Origin of the sequence: Streptomyces sp. NPDC001137, assembly GCF_040298885.1 — a bacterium.
Taxonomy (GTDB): Bacteria; Actinomycetota; Actinomycetes; order Streptomycetales; family Streptomycetaceae; genus Streptomyces.
Map to the genome: position 1 here is coordinate 98,390 of NZ_JBEPBA010000001.1, position 20,823 is coordinate 119,212.

The following is a 20,823-nucleotide window of genomic DNA, read 5'->3' on the forward strand; positions in this document are numbered from 1 at the left end:
CCCACGGCCTCGGAAGCCGTAGGCGACGCGGAGTCACCGACCGTCGGCGCGGCACTCTCCTCCTTGCCCTGGGCGCCACCGGAGGGCCCGGAGGAAGACCCGGCGAGGGAAAGCCCCACCGTCACGGCGACAGCGACACCACCGGCGACCAAACCACCCTTGAGGGGCGCGGGGAACTGCGCGACAAGCCCCCACAGACCGTCAGACGCCCGACGACCATTCGCCCGCCTCCCCGCGGAGCGCTTGGGCTTCCGCCGGGAGGGCCTGTTCGCCGACGGGGACACGGGCACCTTCGCCGGCGGGGGCACGGGTGCCTCGTCCACCACCGGAGGCATCTCCCGGGTCTGGTCATACGCATTGAGCCACCCGTGCGCAACAGCCGGATCGGCATACTCCTCGTACGAGGGGACCGACTCCGGCTGTGGGTGGTACACGTTCGGCGGACCCTGGGGTGCCCCGTATTCGTACTCGGGTGGCCTGGACATGACCGCGCATTGTAGAGACGGGCGGGGCCCGTGGGACAGCTACCGGCGATAACGGCCCAAACCCCATGTCTCACGTGGCGGATAACACGGGCCAAGACGCGTTACCGGGCCGTAAGCTCCCAGACATGCAGGTGATCCAGTCGACCAAGCTCGCCAACGTCTGTTACGAGATCCGGGGCCCGGTGCTCGAGGAGGCGATGCGGCTGGAAGCGGCCGGTCACCGCATCCTCAAGCTGAACACCGGCAACCCCGCGGCGTTCGGCTTCGAGTGCCCTCCCGAGATCCTGGAGGACATCCTCCGCAATGTGTCGTCGGCGCACGGCTACGGCGACGCGAAGGGCCTGCTGGCCGCCCGCCGGGCGGTCGTCATGCACAACCAGACCCTCGGCATCGAGACCGACGTCGAGCACGTCTTCGTCGGCAACGGCGTCTCCGAGCTGATCGTGATGGCCATGCAGGGCCTGCTCGACGACGGCGACGAGGTCCTCGTACCGTCGCCCGACTACCCCCTGTGGACCGCCGCCGTCTCGCTCTCCGGCGGCACGGCCGTGCACTACCGCTGCGACGAGCAGTCCGACTGGATGCCCGACCTCGCCGACGTCGAACGCAAGGTCACCGACCGCACCAAGGCGATCGTCATCATCAACCCCAACAACCCGACGGGGGCCGTCTACGACGAGGCGATGGTCAAGGGCCTGACCGACATCGCCCGCCGCCACAACCTGCTGGTCTGCTCGGACGAGATCTACGACAAGATCCTCTACGACGGCGCCACGCACACCCCGACCGCCGCCGTAGCCCCCGATCTGCTGACCCTCACCTTCAACGGCATGTCGAAGGCGTACCGGGTGGCGGGCTACCGGGTGGGCTGGATGGCGATCTCCGGACCGCGCGCGCACGCGGACTCGTACATCGAGGGTCTGACGATCCTGGCGAACATGCGCCTGTGCGCGAACATGCCGGGGCAGCACGGCGTGGTCGCCGCGCTGAGCGGGCGGCAGACCATCAACGACCTGGTGCTGCCGGGCGGCCGGCTCAAGGAGCAGCGGGACGTCGCGTACGAGCTGCTCACCCAGATCCCGGGCGTGACCTGCGTGAAACCGAAGGGCGCGCTGTATCTCTTCCCGCGCCTCGACCCCAAGGTGTTCAAGATCAAGGACGACCGGCGGATGGTCCTGGACCTGCTGCGCCGCGAGAAGATCATGGTCGTGCAGGGGACCGGGTTCAACTGGGCCGAGCCCGACCACTTCCGGGTCGTGACCCTGCCGTCGGTCGGGGATCTGCGGGACGCGGTCACCCGGATCGGGAACTTCCTCGACGGCTACAGCCAACTTTAGACGAAATCTAAGCTAGGATGGTTTCCTGACAGCACAGGAGGCCATCCATGTACGAACCGATCCGCACACCTCCTTCCCGCAAGGGGTCTGTCCACAGCACGATGGCCGGCACCACCTCTGACTCCGACTTCCCGCACCGCTCCCGTGAGGAGGAGCTGGACATCCAGCTCGCGGGCCATCTCGGGGCGCTGCTCGCCGTCACCGACGAGTTGCGGGCGGCTGCCCCGTCCGAGGAGCTGGACACCGCGGCCGAGCGGCTTGCCGCTCAGGTGGCCCGGTTGCGGGGCGGTGTCGCGCCGGTCCGCATGGCCGCGGCCCCGGCCGACGACCTCAGGGCGCTGCACCAGCGGGCCCACGCCCTCGCGGGACGCGCGCTGGTCGTGGCGGCCTCGCGTGCGGACACGGCGGCCGCGATTCTTGCCGCCGAGCAGATGGACGTACATGCGGCGGCGCTGGAGCCGCGCGAACTCGCGTCCCGCTGAGCCCTCGGGGCTCCCTTCGACGGCCCCGGTCCGCGTGCTACCCGCAGCGTCGCGCGGACCGGGTGCCACAGCACTGCGTTGGCTTGGGCCGGGGCGCCCATTCGCCATAGGGGTTCATGTTGTTTTGCGGGTGCGGGTTCGTTGTGGCTGATCGCGCAGTTCCCCGCGCCCCTGAAAAGCCACTGCAGTGCCGCCGCGCATTAGCCGCTGCGGTGCTGCCGCGCCCCTTAGGGGCGCGGGGAACTGCGCGACAAGCCACGACGGACCCGCACCCGGCAGACCACGGACAGGCCAACGACGAAGGCCTGTCGTCGCCTTTCCGTCGGGGCGGACGGAAGGCGACGACAGGCCACGAGCCACGCACGCCGTTGTGCGCGGCCTCGCCGAATCTCACCGCGGCCGGCCGTGACGATCACTGGTCAGGGCACATCCCAACCGGCCGCGGAGCTTTCCCGACGGGGCGGCTCAGCCCAGGCGCCGCACCAGCGCCCGGTACTCGTCCCAGAGTTCCTTCGGGGTGTGGTCGCCGAAGGTGTTGAGGTGGTCCGGGATCAGGGCGGCCTCCTCGCGCCAGACCTCCTTGTCGACCGTGAGCAGGAAGTCCAGGTCGGACTCGGAGAGTTCGAGGCCGCGCGTGTCGAGGGCCTCCTTGGTCGGCAGGATGCCGATCGGGGTCTCGACGCCCTCCGCCTTGCCGTCGAGGCGGTCGACGATCCACTTCAGGACACGGCTGTTCTCACCGAAGCCGGGCCAGACGAACTTGCCCTCGTCGTTCTTGCGGAACCAGTTGACGTAGTAGATCTTGGGCAGCTTGGACTGGTCCTTGTCCTTGGCCACGTCGATCCAGTGACCCATGTAGTCGCCCATGTTGTAGCCGCAGAACGGCAGCATGGCGAACGGGTCGCGGCGCAGCTCGCCGACCTTGCCCTCGGCCGCGGCGGTCTTCTCCGAGGCCACGTTGGCGCCGAGGAAGACGCCGTGGTTCCAGTCGAAGGACTCCGTCACCAGCGGGACCGCGGTGGCGCGGCGGCCGCCGAAGAGGATCGCCGAGATCGGCACGCCTTTCGGGTCCTCCCACTCCGGCGCGATGATCGGGCACTGCGCGGCGGGGGTGGTGAAGCGGGCGTTGGGGTGCGCGGCCGGGGTCCCCGACGCCGGAGTCCAGTCGTTGCCCTTCCAGTCCGTCAGATGGGCCGGAGTCTCCTCCGTCATGCCCTCCCACCACACGTCGTTGTCGTCGGTGAGCGCCACGTTGGTGAAGACCGAGTTGCCCCACAGCGTCTTCATCGCGTTGGCGTTGGTGTGCTCACCCGTGCCGGGCGCGACGCCGAAGAAGCCGGCCTCGGGGTTGATGGCGTACAGGCGGCCGTCCTCGCCGAAGCGCATCCAGGCGATGTCGTCGCCGATCGTCTCGACCGTCCAGCCGGAGACCGTGGGCTCCAGCATGGCGAGGTTGGTCTTGCCGCAGGCGCTCGGGAAGGCTGCGGCGACGTACTTGGACTCACCGGTCGGCGGGGTGAGCTTCAGGATCAGCATGTGCTCGGCCAGCCAGCCCTCGTCGCGCGCCATCACCGACGCGATCCGCAGGGCGTAGCACTTCTTGCCGAGCAGCGCGTTGCCGCCGTAGCCGGAGCCGTAGGACCAGATCTCGCGGCTCTCGGGGAAGTGCGAGATGTACTTGGTCGAATTGCACGGCCAGGGGACGTCCTTCTCGCCGTCCTCCAGGGGCGCTCCGAGGGTGTGCACGGCCTTGACGAAGAAGCCGTCGGAGCCGAGCTCGTCGAGGACCGGCTGACCCATGCGCGTCATCGTGCGCATGGAGACCGCGACATAGGCGGAGTCGGTGATCTCGACGCCGATCGCGGAGAGGTCCGAGCCGAGGGGGCCCATGCAGAACGGGACGACGTACATCGTCCGGCCTTTCATCGAGCCGCGGAAGACGCCCTTCTCGCCCTGGAAGATCTCCCGCATCTCGGCGGGGGCCTTCCAGTGGTTGGTCGGGCCCGCGTCCTCCTCCTTCTCGGAGCAGATGAAGGTGCGGTCCTCGACGCGCGCGACGTCGGTCGGGTCGGAGGCCGCGTAGTAGGAGTTCGGGCGCTTGATCGGGTCGAGTTTTTTGAACGTGCCCTTTTCGACGAGCTCCTCGCACAGGCGCTCGTACTCGGCCTCGGATCCGTCACACCAGACCACGTTGTCCGGCTGAGTCAGTTCGGCGATCTCGTTCACCCACGAGACCAGTTCCTGATGCTTGGTGGGGATGACGGTGGGAGCCGCGTTGTCGCGCGCCACGATTGCTCCTAAATGAGGGATTTTTGTTTTGGAGGCCCCGTGGGGGCTGCGGCCCGGATGCATCGTGGCTGGATCTTCAGCGCTCATCCGGTGCCGACCGCACTCATTTGATCATCCGACGAGAGTGCCCATATGTCCAGAGGGCCTCACAGGTGAGCGGAGTGGGGATCGTCACGCGGGAGAGTGTTTCCAAGCGTGTTTTTGCGTGCACGTTGAGTTCATCTGAAGGTTCTTTTGCCCGACGGCCGATGGCGCCAACTGCCGTGAGATGATGGCCACTCTTGGCCCGTTATCGGCCCGCGCTCATCCGCAACTTACGGTCCCGTAGGTACGATGAAGGGCATGACTGCGCCCGTCCCCGACGCGCCCACGGACACGCCGGCCGCCGGCCGCGGTTCCGACGCGCCTTCCATCCCGCACCAGATCAAGCAGCACGCCCAGCAGCTCGCCGAGCCGATCAAGCCGAAGCTCCGCGGCTGGCTGCATCTGGGCATGTTCCCCGCCGCACTCGTCTCGGGCCTGGCGCTCACGGCCCTCGCCGACTCGACCAGAGGACGCATCGCCTGCGGGATCTTCGCCCTGACGGCCTGCCTGCTGTTCGGCGTGAGCGCGCTGTACCACCGGGGGAACTGGAGCCCACGCATGGACGGCGTCCTGCGCAGGCTCGATCACGCCAACATCTTCCTGATCATCGCGGGCACGTACACGCCGCTGACGATGCTGCTGCTGCCGGGTGCGAAGGGGCAGTGGCTGCTGTGGGGCATCTGGGGTGCCGCTGCGGCGGGGATCATTTTCCGCGTCTTCTGGGTCGGCGCCCCGCGCTGGCTCTACACCCCCTGTTACATCGCGATGGGCTGGGCGGCCGTCTTCTTCCTGCCGGACTTCATGCGCGCGGGCGGTATCGCGGTACTGGTCCTGGTGATCGTGGGCGGTCTCCTCTACAGCGCGGGCGGCGTCATCTACGGCATCAAGCGTCCGAACCCGTCACCGCGCTGGTTCGGCTTCCACGAGGTCTTCCACTCGTTCACGCTCGCCGCGTTCGTCGTCCACTACGTGGGGATCTCGCTGGTGGCGTACCAGCACGGGTAGTACCTCGCAGCACCACAGGGCCACGGCTTCCAAGCCGTGGCCCTTTTTGCATGCCCGAAACAGATTGACAGCCCAACCCGATTGACAGTGACCATATTTTGAGAGCTACTCTCATTTCATGGTTACTACCACCTTGAACCCACGGCGCTGGTGGGCCCTCGGGGCCCTGGTCGCGAGCATGCTCACGCTCGGCTTCGACACGACGATCCTCAACGTGGCGCTGCCGACCATGGCCGCCGATCTCGGCGCCACCACCGGCCAGCAGCAATGGATGGCGGACGCGTACGTCGTCGTCTTCGCGGCGCTGATGCTCCCCGCCGGGCTCCTCGGCGACCGCTTCGGGCGGCGGCTGATGCTGATCGCGGGGCTCGCGGTCTTCCTCGCCGGTTCGCTGGCGGGCGCGCTGGCCGGGGACGTGAACTGGGTCATCGCCGCCCGTGCCCTGATGGGCGTCGGGGCCGCGCTGGTCACGCCGCTCGCGCTCTCCGTCGTGCCCACGCTTTTCGCCCGCGACGAGCAGCCCAAGGCCACCGCCATCGTCTCCGCCGCCTCCGCGCTCGGCCTGCCGCTCGGCCCGATCATCGGCGGCTGGCTGCTGAACCACTTCTGGTGGGGCTCGGTCTTCCTGGTCAACGTCCCGATGGCCGCGATCGGCATCGCCGCCTGCGTCTTCCTGCTCCCCGAGACCCGCGACCCCGCCTCCCCCGAGGTGGACACCGTCTCCACCGCGCTCACCGCGACCGGCCTCGGCGCCCTGGTCTACGCGATCATCGAGGCACCCACCCGCGGCTGGGGCGACCCGCTGGTCCTGGGCATGCTCGCCGCAGCGGTCGTACTCCTCGCGGCCCTCGTCGTGCGGGAACGCCGGGTCGAGCGCCCCATGCTGGACATGACCCTGCTCGCCCACCGCGGCTTCCTCCTCAACACGATCGCCGCGACCCTGGTCATGTTCGTCCTGTCCGGCCTGCTGTTCGTCCTGCCGCCCTACCTCCAGGCGGTCCTCGGGAGCGACGCCTTCGGCACCGGCGTACGCCTGCTGCCGATGATGGGCGGCATCCTGGTCGCCTCCCGGACCGCCCCGCAGGCCGCCGTGCGCTTCGGCGGACGCGCCACGGTGAGCGCGGGTCTGGTGGTCCTGGCCTTCGCGGCCTTCCTCGGCAGCCGTACGACCGTCGACTCCGGCTACGGCTACACCGCGCTGTGGCTCTCGATCACCGGCCTCGGCTTCGGCTTCTCCCTCATGCCGGCGATGGGCAACGCCCTGGGCGCCCTGCCCCGCGACCGCGCCGGCAGCGGCTCCGGACTGCTGATGACGCTCCGCCAGGTCGGCGGCGCGATCGGTATCGCCCTGCTCGGCAGCCTGCTCGCGGGCGCCTTCCGCGACCGGCTCGACGTCACCGGGCTGCCCGCCGAGGCCGCCGACACCGCCGGGGACTCCGTGGTCGCGGCGCACCTCGTCGCCGAGAAGGCACACCCCGACGTCGCGGCCCACCTGGCCGCCTCCGCGAACAGCGCGTACGTCCACGGCATGGGCCTGGTACTGCTGGTGTGCGGGGTCGCCGCGCTCGTATCGGCGCTGCTGGCGGCGGCGTTCCTGCCGAACACCCGGGCCGACCGAGCCGCCGTACCGGCGGAAGGCACCCCGGACATGGTCGCCCCGGCGGCCGATGCCCGACAATGAGCCGCATGACGGCCGCACGTTCCCCCCTCTCCCCCGCCGACCGCTCCCAGCTCGGCCTGCGCGAGCGCAAGAAGATCAAGACGCGTGAGGCGATCCGCACGGCGACCTACGCGCTGATCGAGGAGCAGGGGTACGACGCCACCACCATCGAGCAGATCGCCGAGCGGGCCGAGGTCTCGCCGTCGACCGTCTTCCGGTACTTCCCGACCAAGGAGGACATCGTCCTCACGGACGAGTACGACCCGCTGATGCTGGAGGAGTTGCGGGCGCGGCCCGCCGACGAGTCGTGGATCGAGTCGGTGCGGCACGTCATGCGGAAGTCGCTGGACTTCATGGCGCAGGAGAGCCCCGAGGTGATCCGGCTGCGGGCACACCTCGGGGTCCAGGTCCCGGCCGTCCGTTCCCGGATGTACGAGAGCATGTCGGAGACCGGGCGCCTGATGCGGGGGGCCATCGCCGAGCGCTTCGGCCTGGACCCGGACAGCCTCGAGGTCCGCGTCTACGCGATGTCCCTCATCGGCGGCCTCATGGAGGTCAACATGTACTGGGCGGAGAACGACTTCGGGGGCGACCTGGGAACACTCATGAACCGCGCCCTGGACGTCCTCGAACACGGCCTCCCCGCCGAAAAGCCCTGAGCCCGCCGCCCCGACGCATGACATCCTGACCGGGTGAACGGTCCCGAGATCCATGTCGAGTTCGCCCCCGACCTGGCCGTGTTCGTCCAGCACAACCTGGAGCGGAGGCTCGCCACCGACGGCGTCTCCTCCCTCGGCCATGTCGTCGAGTCGGCCGGCGTCCCGCTCACCGAGGTCGGAACGCTGTGGGTCGAAGGCCGCGAGGTGCCGCCGTCGTACGTCCCCGCCGAGGGCGACCGTGTGGAGGTCCGCACCGTCGACCGCCCCCAGCAGGTCCCCGGCGCTCCCCTGCGCTTCCTCCTCGACGTCCACCTCGGCACACTCGCCCGCCGGCTGCGCCTGCTCGGCGTGGACACGGCGTACGAGTCGAAGGACATCGGCGACCCGGCTCTCGCCGCCCGCTCGGCCGCCGAGCAGCGGGTCATGCTCAGCCGCGACCGGGGCCTGCTGCGCCGCCGCGAGCTGTGGGCCGGGGCGTATGTCTACAGCACCCGGCCCGAGGACCAACTCCGGGACGTCCTCGACCGGTTCCGGCCCGAACTCAGGCCCTGGACACGGTGCACCGCCTGCAACGGGCTGCTGAAGGAGGCCACCAAGGAGGAGGTGGCCGACCAGCTGCACGGCGGCACGCACCGGTCGTACGACGTCTTCGCGCAGTGCCGGGACTGCGGCCGTGCGTACTGGAAGGGCGCGCACCACGAACAGCTGGTGGCCATCGTGGAGCGCGCCCTGGAGGAGTTCGCGGGCTAGCTCTTCCTCAGATCCGCCTTTCCGCAGGCCAGACCGTCCTTGTTCGGGTCGAGGCCCAGCGGGTCGTCCCTGCCGTTGATCTTCAGGCGGCCGTAGTGGTTCTGCTTGAGCCAGGTGCAGCGGGACTTGGCCGTCGCCTTCACGCCCGGCGGGAACACGGTCGGCACACACACGTTGACCGAGCCGTAGTGCCGGTCGCAGCCGGAGATGGTGACGGGGACCTTGACCGAGGTGCGCTTCTTGCCGGGCCCCGCGACCTTGCCCGACAGGGAGTCGGCGAAGGAGTGGACGTGGGCGTCGGCGGTGGTGGCGCTCAGGGCCTGCGGGCCCTGGAGGTGCACCCACTTGGCCACCGACGGAACCCCGTTGGCGTCGACCGCGAAGAGCATGTACCAGCCGGGCGGGGCCACGTTGGGGTTGCTCGTCACGTTCAGGTCGACGTTGTTGCCGTCGACGGACAGCGGCAGGTCGACGAAACGCTGGTTCGGATCCGAGGAGTGGGTGACGGCGGCGGGTCGGATCAGCTCGGCCTTGACGACGGGGTGGTCGACGGTGATCCGCTGGGTGTCGCCGTAGTGCCACTCCGTGTTGATCATCGAAGTGATCGTCGGGCGCTCGCCCTTGAGGAGATAGGGCGGGGTGTAGATCGACACGTTGTGGTTCCAGGTGCCGTTGCCCGGGTTGTCACCGGTCGCCATCACACGGCCGTCGGGCAGCAGGAACGCGGAGGAGTGGTAGCCGCGGGCCTCGGGGTCGGCGGCGACCGGGTCGAAGGTGTTGCTGTCCGGGTCGTACATCGACGCCTCGTAGACCGGGTTGGCCCGGTTGTGCAGGCCGCCGCCGGTCTCCAGGACCTTGCCGTCGGGCAGCAGCACCGCGGAGACGTACATCTTGCCCTGGTTGCCGGTCTCGGGGACCTTGCCGTTGCCGAGGTCGACCGTGCCCTGCGGGATCGGCGGCCCGGCGACGTACGACGGGTTCGCCTGCTTGAGGTCGATGACGTCCGTCAGACGGTTGGCGTCCGGGTTGGACTCGATGTTGCCGCCGCCGAGGGTGAGGACCTTCTGGTTCTGAGCCGGGGGCAGCAGCACGCTCGCGGACTGGTCGCGCTGGTCCTTGTTCTGCAGGCCCGGGACCTGCGTGACCGTGTTGGCGTTGTAGTCGTAGATCGCCGAGCCGGTGCCGGGGATGTTGTTGCCGAAGACATGGCTGCCCGAGTAGAAGAGGCGGCCGTCCTGCATCAGGATCATCGACGGGTACAGGCCCCAGAACGACCAGGTCTGGTTGACCTGCCACAGCGCCAGCCACTTCTGCTGGGCGTCGGACCAGTACTCGGCGGTCACCGAACCGGACGAGTCCTCGCGCAGGCCGCCGAAGGAGACGACGTCACCGTTGCCGAGCTCGGTCGCCGACGGGTACCAGTGGCCGTCGTTGAGGTCGTTGGTCTTGCTGTAGGTCTCGGTCTTCGGATCGAAGATGTACGAGTCCTTGTAGCCCTCGTAGCCGTGCCCGCCCGCGACCGGGAACGCCTTGTTGCCGCTCAGCACCAGCACCCGGCCGTCCTGGAGCTGGATGTGGCCGGAGCAGAACATGTCCTTCGGGGTCGGGATGACCTTGTAGGAGCCGTCGGCCGGGTTGTAGACCGCGCTGGTGAACGTGCCCGCGTTGAAGTTCTCCTCGCTGTTGCCGGAGCCCGCGATCAGCAGCACCTTGCCGTTGTTGAGGACGACCGAGTGCATCGAGCGCACCGGGTTCTGCGTGGGCAGCACGTCCCAGCGGCCGTTGGCGCACTGGTCCGCCGTGCCGGTGCAGGTGGCGGGCGGGGTGACGTCGGGGACCTGGTCCATCGTGTAGTCGTCGGTGGTCGCCGAGCCGGTGCCGTAGACGGAGACACCCCAGGTGATGCGGTCGGTGCCGGTCGGGACCTCGGGTGTGCGGACCGTCGCCTGCGTCCAACTCCCCTGCATTGCCAGGGTTTTGAGGTCGGTCCAGTACTGCCAGCCGGCCGTGGTGTCGTGCCGGAACAGCGTGATGTTGGCGTCCGGTGTGGTCGTCTTGTACCAGAGCGACAGGTCGTACTGCTTGCCCGCCGTCACCACCGGCGCGCACTCCGTCGACTCGGTGATCAGTGCCTTGCGGTCGCCGTTGACGCGGCGGCTGAGCGACACCTTCATCGCCCTGGACCCGCTGTGGGCGTCGCTCGTCGTCTCGAAGGTGAAGTCGTTGTCGCCCCAGCCGGACTTCTCCCAGCAGTACGGCATCCCGCCCGTGCCGTCCGTCTCGAAGCCCGGGTTCTTGACGAGGTTGGCGGCCTCGGCGGACTGGGGTGAGGTGAGGAGCAGACCGGCGGTCAGGGCCCCCACCCCGACCAGTGCGGTTCTCCTGCGGAATTGGTTCACACGGCTCTCCTTGGTGCGGTGCTCTTCCCGCGGCCCCTGCGCGGGAGGTAGACCAGCGCTTCGGTCCCGACGAAGCGCAGAACGAAGGTCGTCACCAGCGCGAGCGCGGTGGCGGTGAGTGCCCCCATCCCGAACCGGTTCACGAACAGCGCGATCAGCGGGATGCGCAGCACCAGGTCGGCGTTGGCGAGCAGCGCGAACCGGCCGAGGCGGTCCCACCAGCGCCGGTGCGCGCGGCGGTCACGGAAGAGCAGATGCTCGATGAGGACGAAGTTCCAGGCGACACCGAGCTGGTTGGCGAGGATCTCGGCCGGTACGTAGTGCAGACCGGCGACCGTCAGCGCCCACAGCCCGAACAGGTTCGGCAGGAAGCCGCTCGCGCCGATCAGCCCGAAGGCCACCATGCGCGCCACGGGCGAGGCGGTGCGCAGGCCCACGAGATGGCGCAGAAAGCGGAAGCCCTCCTGCGCGGACGACTTGGACTCCCCCGCGAAACGGTCCTGGAAGACGAAGGGCACCTCGGTGACCTGGCGGGGGCGGCTGCGGACCGCCAGCTCCAGGAGGATCTTGTAGCCGAGGGGCCTCAGGGCGTCCGCCGCGATGTCGCTGCGGCGGATCGCGAAGAAGCCGCTCATCGGGTCGCTGATGCCCCGCAGTCTGCGCGGGAACAGGCATTTCGTCAGCCAGGTGGCCCCGCGGCTGACGGCCACCCGGTAGCTGCCGGCCAGGCCCGCGCGGCTGCCGCCCTTGATGTACCGGGAGGCGACGACCAGCCCGGCGTTCGCGCGCTCGCCGGTGGCCACCAACTCCGGGACCAGGGACGGCGGGTGCTGGCAGTCGCCGTCCATGACGACGATCCAGTCCGAGCCTGCCGCCTTCATCCCCTCGACGACCGCGCCCCCGAGCCCGCCGACCGGCTCCTCACGGTGCAGCACGGTGACCGGGAAGGGGCAGTCCTTGGCCGCCTCGTGGATCACCTCGGGGGTGTCGTCGGTGGAGTCGTCGACGAAGACGACCTCGCAGGGCAGCCGGGAGGGCACTGACTCGGTGATCTGGTACAGGAGTTCACGGATGTTCGCGGACTCGTTGTACGTCGGTACGACGAGGGTGACGGCGCCGGGCTCGGCCACTTCGGCGCCGCGTACGGCCGGGTCGTCGAGTTCCCCGGGGGCGGTGTACTCGTGGGTCATCGGACGCCTCCGGAGGCGGTCTGGATCTGCCGGATCTCGATGCGGTCGGGACCGGTGCCGAAGGTGGCGACCGGAGTGGAGTGCTCGATGGCCGCCCTGACGTTGGGCAGGTCCACCGCGTCGCGCCGCACCGTCGGGGAGGCGACCACGTAGTCGAGGTCCTTCCAGCCGTGCGGCATCGTCTTCGTCACGGCCGGGTCGAGGTCGGCCTTGTAGAACCAGATGACGCCGAGTCCGGGCCGGTATCCCTCGTGCACCAGGTCCAGCCAGAGCGCGTCGTCGACCAGGACCCGGGTGTCCTTCGGATGCGCGACCTCGGTGGCCAGCCACTTGGAGGCGGACCGGTAGGGCGCGTTGGCGTCGGCGGTGACGGCGGTGCGGTCGCCGTCGAACCACTTCGGGACGACGTAGGCGCCGGCGGCGAGCGCCAGGACGGCGGCGAGGGTGTAGCGGCCGTATGTCGTCCAGCGCTGTTCTTCGGGGCGCCGCCACCTGCGCAGCACGGCGTGCGCGACGGAGGCGGTGCCCCCGGCGAGGACCAGGGCGAGGAAGGGCAGCGCCTGGATGACGTACATCGCGGGCAGATAGCCGCCCGGCCGCAGGGCCAGCGCGGTGAGGATCGCGACCGTGAGGGCCGGTCCGGCCAGGGCGCGGGCGGTGACCGACCAGCGCCAGGTGGCCACCAGCAGCAGCGCGCCGGCGAGGCCGCCCAGCGGCAGGACGCGGTCGTAGTAGAGCCAGGAGTGCAGGACGCCCCAGGAGCCGGAGCCACGGTGGAGGATGAAGCCCGAACCGGGCCTGGTCATCTGGTACTTGACGCCTTCGAAGAGCGAGACGTGTCCGCCGCCCTGGAACAACTCGCCCTTCAGGAGGGCGAAGAGGGGGTAGCTCAGGCCGATCAGGGCGCAGGCCGTGACGGCTCCCGTCACCGCGAACTTGCGGGTGTCGCGGTGGCTGTGCCGCCACATGGTGACGAACAGCGCGGGGAGGACGACGAGCATCGTCTCCTTGGTGAGCACCGCCGTGGCGGCCGCGAGGCCCGCGCCGAAGTGGTGCCAGAGGTGGCGGCTCGGGGAGGCGGCGAGGGTGAAGGCGAGGAGCGTCCACATCACCGCGAGGTTGTCGAGGAAGATCTCGCGCTGGAGGACGACGGAGAGCGGCGAGAGGCCGAACAGGACCATCGCGAGCCCTGCGGCCCAGCGCGGCAGCGACAGGCGGCGGGCGAGGACGTAGACGAGGACCGCGCTGACCGCGGAGACGATCAGCATCACCGCCCGCATGGAGCCGACGGTCATCGAGCCGGGGCTGAGCCAGGACGGGATCCAGGTGAGCAGGGCTATCTGTATCCAGCCGAGGGGCGGATGGTCGTACCAGTAGGTGTAGTGGGCCAGGCCCTTGCCCTGCTGGACCGCCCAGGCCTGGGCGAGGTAGGTGCCCTCGTCGTCGCTGAGCGTCGGGTAGTCGGCGATGTTCCAGCCCTGCACGACGAGGATCGCCACGAGGAGCGCGCCGCACAGCAGGAGGTCGGGACGGGAGGAACGGAGGCGTCGGGGCGGCGCCGTCGGACCGGTGGAACCGGTTTCGGGCGCAGGCTGCCGCTGCGCGGGGACCTTCTGAGAGGTCACCGCGGGAAGTGTGGAGGTCACGCAGGGACGTCCTCTCGGAGTACCGCTGTGTCATTCAGATGTGCGCCGACATGGCTGGTCAGCTCCCAGTCGTTGCGGCCGCGCTGCTCACGCCATACGGCGCGGATCGCGGCCCCGGCGAGGAGGACCTGGTAGAAGGGGCCGCCCACGACCAGCTTGAGGTAGTGGACGAGGCGGACGCGCAGCCCGTACTGCTTGCCGAAGTCGTGCAGTCCGACGACTTCGAAGACGAAGGTGACCGCCGCGGTGACCAGCGGCAGGAAGGTGAGGAAGGCGATTCCGACGGGCACGTCCAGGAAGAGCGCGACCGCCGCGTTGAGCGGGATGATCACCCCGGAGAAGGCCTGGAGGAACGGGGTCATCAGCGTGTACCGGGCGAGCAGCCGCTGCCCGAAGCCCGGGAGCTGCTTCCAGTCCTTCTTCCGGTAGACCTGTAGGAAGCCCTGGTTCCAGCGGGTGCGCTGCTTCAGCAGCGACATGAGACTTCCGGGTGTCTCCTCGCGGGTGACCATGTCGGAGTCGTAGGCGACGACGACCTTCTTGCCGACGGACGACAGCCGTACGCCCAGGTCGCAGTCCTCGGCCAGGCAGTCCGGGTCCCAGCCGTCGGCTTCCCTGAGCACGTCGGTCCGTACGAAGACGGTGTTGCCGCCGAGCGGGATGAACCCCTTCTGCGCGTGCAGGTGCAGCCGGGAGCGGAACCAGAAGAAGTACTCCAGGCAGTTGCGCAGGGAGTACCAGCTGGAGTGGAAGTTGATGAGCTGGACGCCGCCCTGCACCACGTCCGCGTGCGTGGTGCGGAAGGCGTGGTCGACATGCGCGAGGAGCTCGGGGTGGACCTGGTCCTCGGCGTCGAAGACCCCGACGACATCGCCGCGGCAGTGCGGCAGCGCCGTGTTCATGGCCTTCGGCTTGTTCTTCTTCTCGTGGGTGTCGACGACGACACGGACGCGCGGGTCGCGCGCGGCCGCCTGCTCGGCGACCTCCGTGGTCCCGGGGTCGTCGTGCCCGACGATGACGATGATCTCGAAGTCGGTGTGGGTCGACTCCAGCAGACGCTGGATGGTGTGGTCCAGCACGGCTTGTTCGTGCCGGGCGGGCAGCAGCAGCGAGAACGACATGTGTTCGTCCCCGTCCGGTCTGCTGAACCGGGTGGAGGCGAGCACTTCGGGCGTGCGCCACGCGTGCATCTGCCACCACAGGGTGAAGGCCGCCATCCAGAACAAGGCCAGCGAGACGGCAGCGATGAAGACAGACGTCAGCAACAGATCCCCCCAGATCCCCAATGCCCCCTGCCGCAACAGACGTTACATCTGTCGCGGAACCGTGTAGACATTAAGGGTGATCTGTGAAGTCCGCAGTCCGTTTCGATGAAGAGCGCGTTTCCTCACAACGAGCCCAGGAGTGAGCAATTCGAACAGCGGATACGTGACGCACCCCTCGCCTGACGATGTTTCAGCTGGTCAGCGCGGTGCGCAACCGGTCCGGGTCGGTGGTCGGGGCATCACAGGTGAAGTTGCGGCAGACGTAAGCCGCAGGTTGACCCTGCTGCAACGGACGGTCGACGAGGAGCGGAAACTCGTCACTCTCCGGAGGCCCTACGGCCACGACCGCGCCCGGGGCGCCACCCAGAAGTGCCGTGCGGTGCAGGGTCCTTGTGGCGGGGTCGTCGAGCGACGGGCCGACGATCGCGACCTCCCGCGGCCCGTCGAGGAGGGCCTCGGCGACGGCGAGCCCCCAGCCGATGAAGCGCGGCACCCGCGGACCGAGCGCCTTGACCACGCCCAACGCCCGCTCCGCGGCGGCCCGATGGGGCTCAGCACCGGTGTGGGCTGCATAGCTCAGCAGGGCGCCCGCGGCGGCGGTCCAGCCGGACGGCGTGGCGTTGTCGGTGGGGTCCTGCGGCCTGCGGATCAGCTGCTCGGCGTCGGCGGCGGTGTCGTAGAGACTGCCGGACTCGGCGTCGACGAAACGGGCCAGGACATGGTCGAGCAGGAACCCGGCGAACTCGAGCCAGACGCCCTCGCCGGTGACGGACGCGAGCGCGAGGAAGCCCTCGGCGACATCGGCGTAGTCCTCCAGCACCCCCGCGTTGGCGCCGGCCCGGCCGTCCTTGCTGGTACGGGTGAGGCGGGCCTGCTCGTCCAGATGCAGCCGTACGAGGAGGTCGGCGGCGCCGACCGCGGCCTCGACCAGGTCGGGGCGGTCGAAGTAGGCGCCGGTCTCGGCGAGGGCCGCGACGGCGAGCCCGTTCCAGGCGGCGACCACCTTGTCGTCGCGACCGGGGGCGGGGCGCTCGCTGCGCGCGGCGAGCAGCCGCTCACGGATGGAGGCGATCCTTCCGGCGTCGAACAGGCCGTCCTGCTGCGGGAGTTGGAGAACGGACTGACCGTGCTCGAAGGTGCCCTCCTCGGTGACGCCGAAGTAGTGGGCGGCGAGCTCGGCGTCCTCCTCGCCGAGGACTTCGGTCAGCTGCTGAGGCGTCCACACGTAGTACGCGCCCTCGACGTGCCGGCCCGTCCCGTCGTCGCTGTCGGCGTCGAGGGCGGAGGCGAATCCGCCCTCGCCGGTGCGCAGTTCGCGGACCATGAAGTCGGCGGTCTCCAGCGCGACACGGCGGGCGAGCTCGGAGCCCGTGGTCCGCCACAGGTGCGCGTACACGCGGCACAGCAGGGCGTTGTCGTAGAGCATCTTCTCGAAGTGCGGGACGACCCACTCACGGTCGACCGAGTAGCGGGCGAAGCCGCCGCCGAGCTGGTCGTAGATGCCGCCGCGGGCCATGCGCTCGCAGGTGTCCGCGGCCATCTGCAGCGCGCCCTCGGCGCCGGTGCGGGCATGGTGGCGCAGCAGGAACTCGATCACCATGGACGGCGGGAACTTCGGCGCGCCGCCGAACCCGCCGCGCTGCGGGTCGTACTCGCGGGTGAGCCCGAGCAGGGCCCGCGCGAGCTCCTCCTCGCCGGGGACCTGTGCGTCGCCGTACGAGATCTCCCGTCCGGCGAGGTCCCGCACGATCTTCCCGGCGACCTCGGCGACCTCGTCCCGCCGGTCCGACCACGCCGAGCGGACGCCCTCCAGGACCTGCCGGAAGGAGGGGCTGCCGTGGCGGGGGGCGGGCGGGAAGTAGGTGCCGAAGTAGAAGGGCTCGGCGTCGGGCGTGAGGAACACGGTCATGGGCCAGCCGCCCTGGCCGGTGGCGGCCTGCACGGCCTCCATGTAGACGGCGTCGACGTCGGGGCGCTCCTCGCGGTCGACCTTGACGCTGACGAAGTGCTCGTTGAGGAAGTCGGCGGTGGCCTGGTCCTCGAAGGACTCGTGGGCCATGACATGGCACCAGTGGCAACTTGAGTACCCGACGCTCAGCAGGACCGGTTTCCCGCTCTTGCGCGCCTCCTCGAAGGCCTCGGCCGACCAGGGCCACCAGTCGACGGGGTTGTCGGCGTGCTGGAGAAGGTAGGGGGACGTCTCGTGAGCCAGTCGGTTCGGCATGAGGTCCATCCTGCCGCAGTACCCCCGGCGGCACGCGCCAGGCATGTCACGGAGGCCGGTGATCGCCGCCCCCTGTCGCTGACGTGTTCCCCGAAGGACACTGGTAGGCAAAGGAGTTGCTGCCGGAGGGGGACGTGATATGCGGGACAGCCATCGGGCGGATGCCGAACGGCTGTTGGCCCGGGCCGTGGAGGAAGAGGTACGGCGCTCGGGCGGGCGCACCGACGGGACGGTGCTGCTGTCGCGGTCGCGCGGCGCGCTGGACGCGATGGCTCAGACGGCCGCCGAGGAGTACGAGGCCTACACACGCGCCCTGGACGAGGCGGAGGGCGACCGGCTCACCTTCGGGCAGAGATACGCGAAGGAGGGCTCCGGGACCCCCCTGCTGGTGGCGGTCGTCGCGGCGATCGCGGCGGCGGTGGCCGACCTGGCCTTCGGCACGGACACCGGTACGGCGGTGGGGGTCGGCGTGACGGTCGGTGTGGTCGGCGCCGCGGCGACCGTGATCAAGGTGGCCGGCTCCCATCTGCCCGCCGCGCACCACCGGGCCGGCGCCGCGAACCAGCCCGGCGGCCCCGAACAGCTGCGGCTTCAGTGGCTGACGGCACTGGAGGTGCGCGGCATCCGGCCGTTCCTCGACCAGCAGCGGGTGCGCGCCGCATCCACCGGCCCGAAGAAGCCGGGACCGCAGCTGCGCGGCACCGACAAGAGCGCGGCGGCCCGTGGGCGGAATGTGCTGGCGCAGTCGTTCGCCCAGCTCCCGGAGCCCGCCGGGGCCTTCGCCGGGCGGCGGCAGGAGATGGCGCGCATACGGCAGTGGGTGCAGGCGTCCCGCGCGAGCACGGACACCCGCCCGACGGTGGTGATCCTGCACGGGGCGCCCGGCAGCGGCCGTACGACCCTCGCGATGCGCGCCACGCACGACCTGAAGGACTACTTCCGCGGCGCCTGCGTGGTCGACCTGCGCGGCGGCAGCCCGGAGGAGCCACCGCTGTCCACCCGGGACGCCCTGCTGCACCTGCTGAACCGGCTCGGCGCGCCCCGCGAGCAGCTGCTGTTCCGCGAGCGTTCCTCCCCCGACCAGCAGGTCAAGCGGCTGAGCGAGCTGTACCACCAGCATCTGACGGGCCTGCCGGTCACGGTCGTCCTCGACGACGCCTCGGACCCGGAACAGATCCGTACGCTCGTGCCCGAGCGCTCCGACAGCCTGGTCCTGGTCACCGCCCGCGAGCCCATCGAACTCCCCTCCGATCTGCAGGCCCATGTGCACGAGCTGCCGGTCGAGGCGCTGGACGCGGCGGGCGCCGAGGAGCTGCTGGACGCGGCGGCGCAGGACAGCTCGGGGCCGTACGACGCCGATGCGACGGACCGGATCCGGGAGCTGTGCGGCGGGCTTCCGCTGGCGCTGAGCATCGCGGGTTCGTCGCTGGGCCCGCGCTCGCCGCGGCAGCTGGCCACGGATCTGGCGGCGTACGGCCCCGTGGAGCCGATCGAGCGGGTGCTGTGGCTGCGCTACACCGACCAGTCGGAGGCGGCCCGCGGGCTGCTGCGCCGACTGGCCCTGGCCGGGCGTGCCTCCCTCGGTGCCGCCGCGGCCGCCTCCCTGCTGGCGACGGACGAGACGGAGGCGACCCGCCATCTGGTGGCGCTCTCCCGGGCGGGCCTCATCGACCATGTGCGCGGCAGCCGCTACCGCCTCCACGACCTGGTGCGGGCCTTCGCCCAGGCCCGGCTGCTGGACGAGGAGGAGGCGAGCGAGCGCACCGCCGCGCAGGAGCGCCTGATCGTGAACTACGCCGACCTGGCCGACTCGGTGCTGCGGCTGGTCGACGGCAACATGTCGACCCGCTCGGACCGCTTCAGCCCGCATGGCTTCACCTCCCTGGACGAGGCGCTGCGCTGGCTGGACGACGAGTCGAGCTTCATCACCTCCACGCTGCGGCACGCGGAGGGCGTGAACCAGGCCGCGGTGCTGAGCCTGCTGGGCGCGCTGTGCGACTACTGCCTGCTGCGCGGCGACCTCTACCGCCTGGGGGAGATCAGCGAACTGGCGCAGGCCGTCGACCAGGGTCTGCTGCTCCGCTCCGTGCAGTGGCGCACGGGCATCGCCGCCCGTCAGCTGGGCGAGCTGGACAAGGCGCGGACGACGCTCACGTCGGTCGTCGACCTGTACATGGAGGCCCACCACGACGCGGGCGCGGCCCGGGCCCTGTGCTCCCTGGGCATCACCCTGCACCACCAGGGCAACCTCACGGAGGCTGCGGCGAAGCTGCGCGAGGCGCTGGAGCTCCAGGCGGCTCCCGAACTGGCGACGGACCGCGGCTGGACGATGCACGCCCTGGCCGCGGTGGAACGGGACCGCGGCCATGTCCGGGAGGCGCTGCGTCTGCTCGCCGAGTCGCTGGACCTGCACCGCGCCGGCGAGTCCGTGCACGGCGAGGCGTGGGCCCACTTCCAGCTCGGCCAGCTGTCGCTGCGCATGGGCGACGTCCCGCGCGCGGAGTCCGAGCTGAACGCGGCCCTCGACCGCTACGGCCGCACCCGCGACGCCCGCGGCGAGGCCTGGGCCCTCACCCAGCTGGCCCGCGCCCGCCTCGTCGCCGGCGACCCGTCCCAGGCGGTGGACGGCCTGCGGCAGGCGGCCTCCCGGCACCGGGACAACGAGGACGCCCGCGGCGAGGCCTGGACGGTCTACTACCTGGGCCAGGCCCTCGAGGAGACCGGCAACCTCGACCACGCGGTCCGCGAACTGGAACGCTCCCGCACGATGTTCTCCCGGATGCGCGACGTCTACGGCCTGGCCTGTGCCCGCCACCACTCGGCGAGAGTCACCCGCGACCAGCGCGCCGCCCAGACGGGCTCACTCAGGAACTCGGGTTTCGCCCGCCAGCTCCTGGTCGACGCGCGTGCCGACTTCCAGCGCATCGGCGTCGCCCACGGCGAGGCATGGACCTGCCTGGAACTCGCGGTCGTGGACGCGGGCAATGCCCGCAACCAGCAGGCGCTGGCGCTGTGCGACGACGCGGTGGACCTGTTCACCTCGTACGGCGACCGGCGCGGCGCGGACTGGGCGCGCTTCCTGCGCTGCACCCTGCTCCCCTACGCGGCTCCGGGCGGCGTGGAGATCGGTACGGCGGTCGCGCAGGAGGAGCTGGCCCAGCTCGCCCGCACCGGTCATCCGCTGCGGGACCGGAAGCTGGACGACTACGTGGAGGCGTATCAGCTGCTGCTGGAGCGGGGCGTGAACCTGGAGGAGGGCTGGCAGGCCTGGCGGCTCGGCATGGTGCCGAGCCGGCATGCGCGGGAGGTGATGGGGGTGGCGGTACCGGCCAGTCACTGACCGCCTGC

13 protein-coding genes are annotated in these 20,823 nt (G+C 70.2%); 7 read left to right on the top strand and 6 right to left on the bottom strand.

The genetic code is table 11. The features are described 5' to 3' along the window. The first annotated feature begins 610 nt into the window (after positions 1-610). Entirely contained in the window at positions 611-1,822 is a 1,212-nt protein-coding gene (locus ABT254_RS00470; RefSeq protein ID WP_351462232.1) for a pyridoxal phosphate-dependent aminotransferase, read from the top strand. Between the two features lie 47 nt (positions 1,823-1,869). After that, the gene (locus tag ABT254_RS00475) at positions 1,870-2,304 is read left to right on the top strand and encodes an SCO4983 family protein (RefSeq protein WP_351462233.1); all 435 of its coding nucleotides are present in this window, start codon (positions 1,870-1,872) and stop codon (positions 2,302-2,304) included. A 465-nt stretch (positions 2,305-2,769) separates the two neighbouring features. Here the strand turns inward: ABT254_RS00475 and ABT254_RS00480 are convergent, their stop codons facing one another. Further along, positions 2,770-4,593 (bottom strand): phosphoenolpyruvate carboxykinase (GTP), encoded by a 1,824-nt coding sequence (locus tag ABT254_RS00480; protein ID WP_351462234.1) that lies wholly within the window; start codon positions 4,591-4,593, stop codon positions 2,770-2,772. A gap of 342 nt (positions 4,594-4,935) precedes the next feature. Here ABT254_RS00480 and trhA point away from each other — a divergent pair, with 342 nt between their 5' ends. From trhA to ABT254_RS00500, 4 genes are all read left to right on the top strand, one after another. Further along, on the top strand, positions 4,936-5,682 hold the full coding sequence (gene trhA, locus ABT254_RS00485) for a PAQR family membrane homeostasis protein TrhA (RefSeq protein ID WP_351462235.1): 747 nt from the start codon (positions 4,936-4,938) through the stop codon (positions 5,680-5,682). Positions 5,683-5,800: 118 nt separating this feature from the next. Continuing rightward, the gene (locus ABT254_RS00490) at positions 5,801-7,363 is read left to right on the top strand and encodes an MFS transporter (protein WP_351462236.1); all 1,563 of its coding nucleotides are present in this window, start codon (positions 5,801-5,803) and stop codon (positions 7,361-7,363) included. A gap of 5 nt (positions 7,364-7,368) precedes the next feature. After that, positions 7,369-8,001: a TetR/AcrR family transcriptional regulator gene (locus tag ABT254_RS00495; RefSeq protein WP_450750950.1), complete on the top strand. Its 633-nt coding sequence runs from the start codon at positions 7,369-7,371 to the stop codon at positions 7,999-8,001. A 33-nt stretch (positions 8,002-8,034) separates the two neighbouring features. Further along, the gene (locus ABT254_RS00500) at positions 8,035-8,751 is read left to right on the top strand and encodes a Mut7-C RNAse domain-containing protein (RefSeq protein WP_351462238.1); all 717 of its coding nucleotides are present in this window, start codon (positions 8,035-8,037) and stop codon (positions 8,749-8,751) included. Here the strand turns inward: ABT254_RS00500 and ABT254_RS00505 are convergent. The 5 genes from ABT254_RS00505 to ABT254_RS00525 all read right to left on the bottom strand — a co-directional run bounded on the left by ABT254_RS00505 (position 8,748) and on the right by ABT254_RS00525 (position 17,475). Further along, positions 8,748-11,150 carry a galactose oxidase family protein gene (locus ABT254_RS00505; RefSeq protein ID WP_351462239.1) on the bottom strand — a complete coding sequence of 801 codons (2,403 nt, stop codon included), beginning with the start codon at positions 11,148-11,150 and terminating at the stop codon, positions 8,748-8,750. The two genes, ABT254_RS00500 and ABT254_RS00505, sit on opposite strands and share 4 nt — an antisense overlap. Then, positions 11,147-12,340, bottom strand: a complete 1,194-nt coding sequence (locus ABT254_RS00510; RefSeq protein ID WP_351462240.1) for a glycosyltransferase — start codon at positions 12,338-12,340, stop codon at positions 11,147-11,149. Before ABT254_RS00510 ends, ABT254_RS00505 begins: the two co-directional genes overlap by 4 nt. Next, positions 12,337-13,986 (bottom strand): ArnT family glycosyltransferase, encoded by a 1,650-nt coding sequence (locus ABT254_RS00515; protein ID WP_351462241.1) that lies wholly within the window; start codon positions 13,984-13,986, stop codon positions 12,337-12,339. Before ABT254_RS00515 ends, ABT254_RS00510 begins: the two co-directional genes overlap by 4 nt. Next, positions 13,983-15,251, bottom strand: coding sequence for a glycosyltransferase (locus ABT254_RS00520; protein ID WP_351462242.1), 1,269 nt, complete (start codon positions 15,249-15,251; stop codon positions 13,983-13,985). The genes ABT254_RS00515 and ABT254_RS00520 overlap by 4 nt, the downstream gene beginning before the upstream one ends. A gap of 190 nt (positions 15,252-15,441) precedes the next feature. Beyond that, positions 15,442-17,475 carry a thioredoxin domain-containing protein gene (locus ABT254_RS00525; RefSeq protein WP_351462243.1) on the bottom strand — a complete coding sequence of 678 codons (2,034 nt, stop codon included), beginning with the start codon at positions 17,473-17,475 and terminating at the stop codon, positions 15,442-15,444. Between the two features lie 139 nt (positions 17,476-17,614). On the opposite strand from ABT254_RS00525, the gene ABT254_RS00530 reads away from it, so the two are divergent. Then, positions 17,615-20,815 (top strand): tetratricopeptide repeat protein, encoded by a 3,201-nt coding sequence (locus tag ABT254_RS00530; protein WP_351462244.1) that lies wholly within the window; start codon positions 17,615-17,617, stop codon positions 20,813-20,815. Positions 20,816-20,823 lie beyond the last annotated feature (8 nt).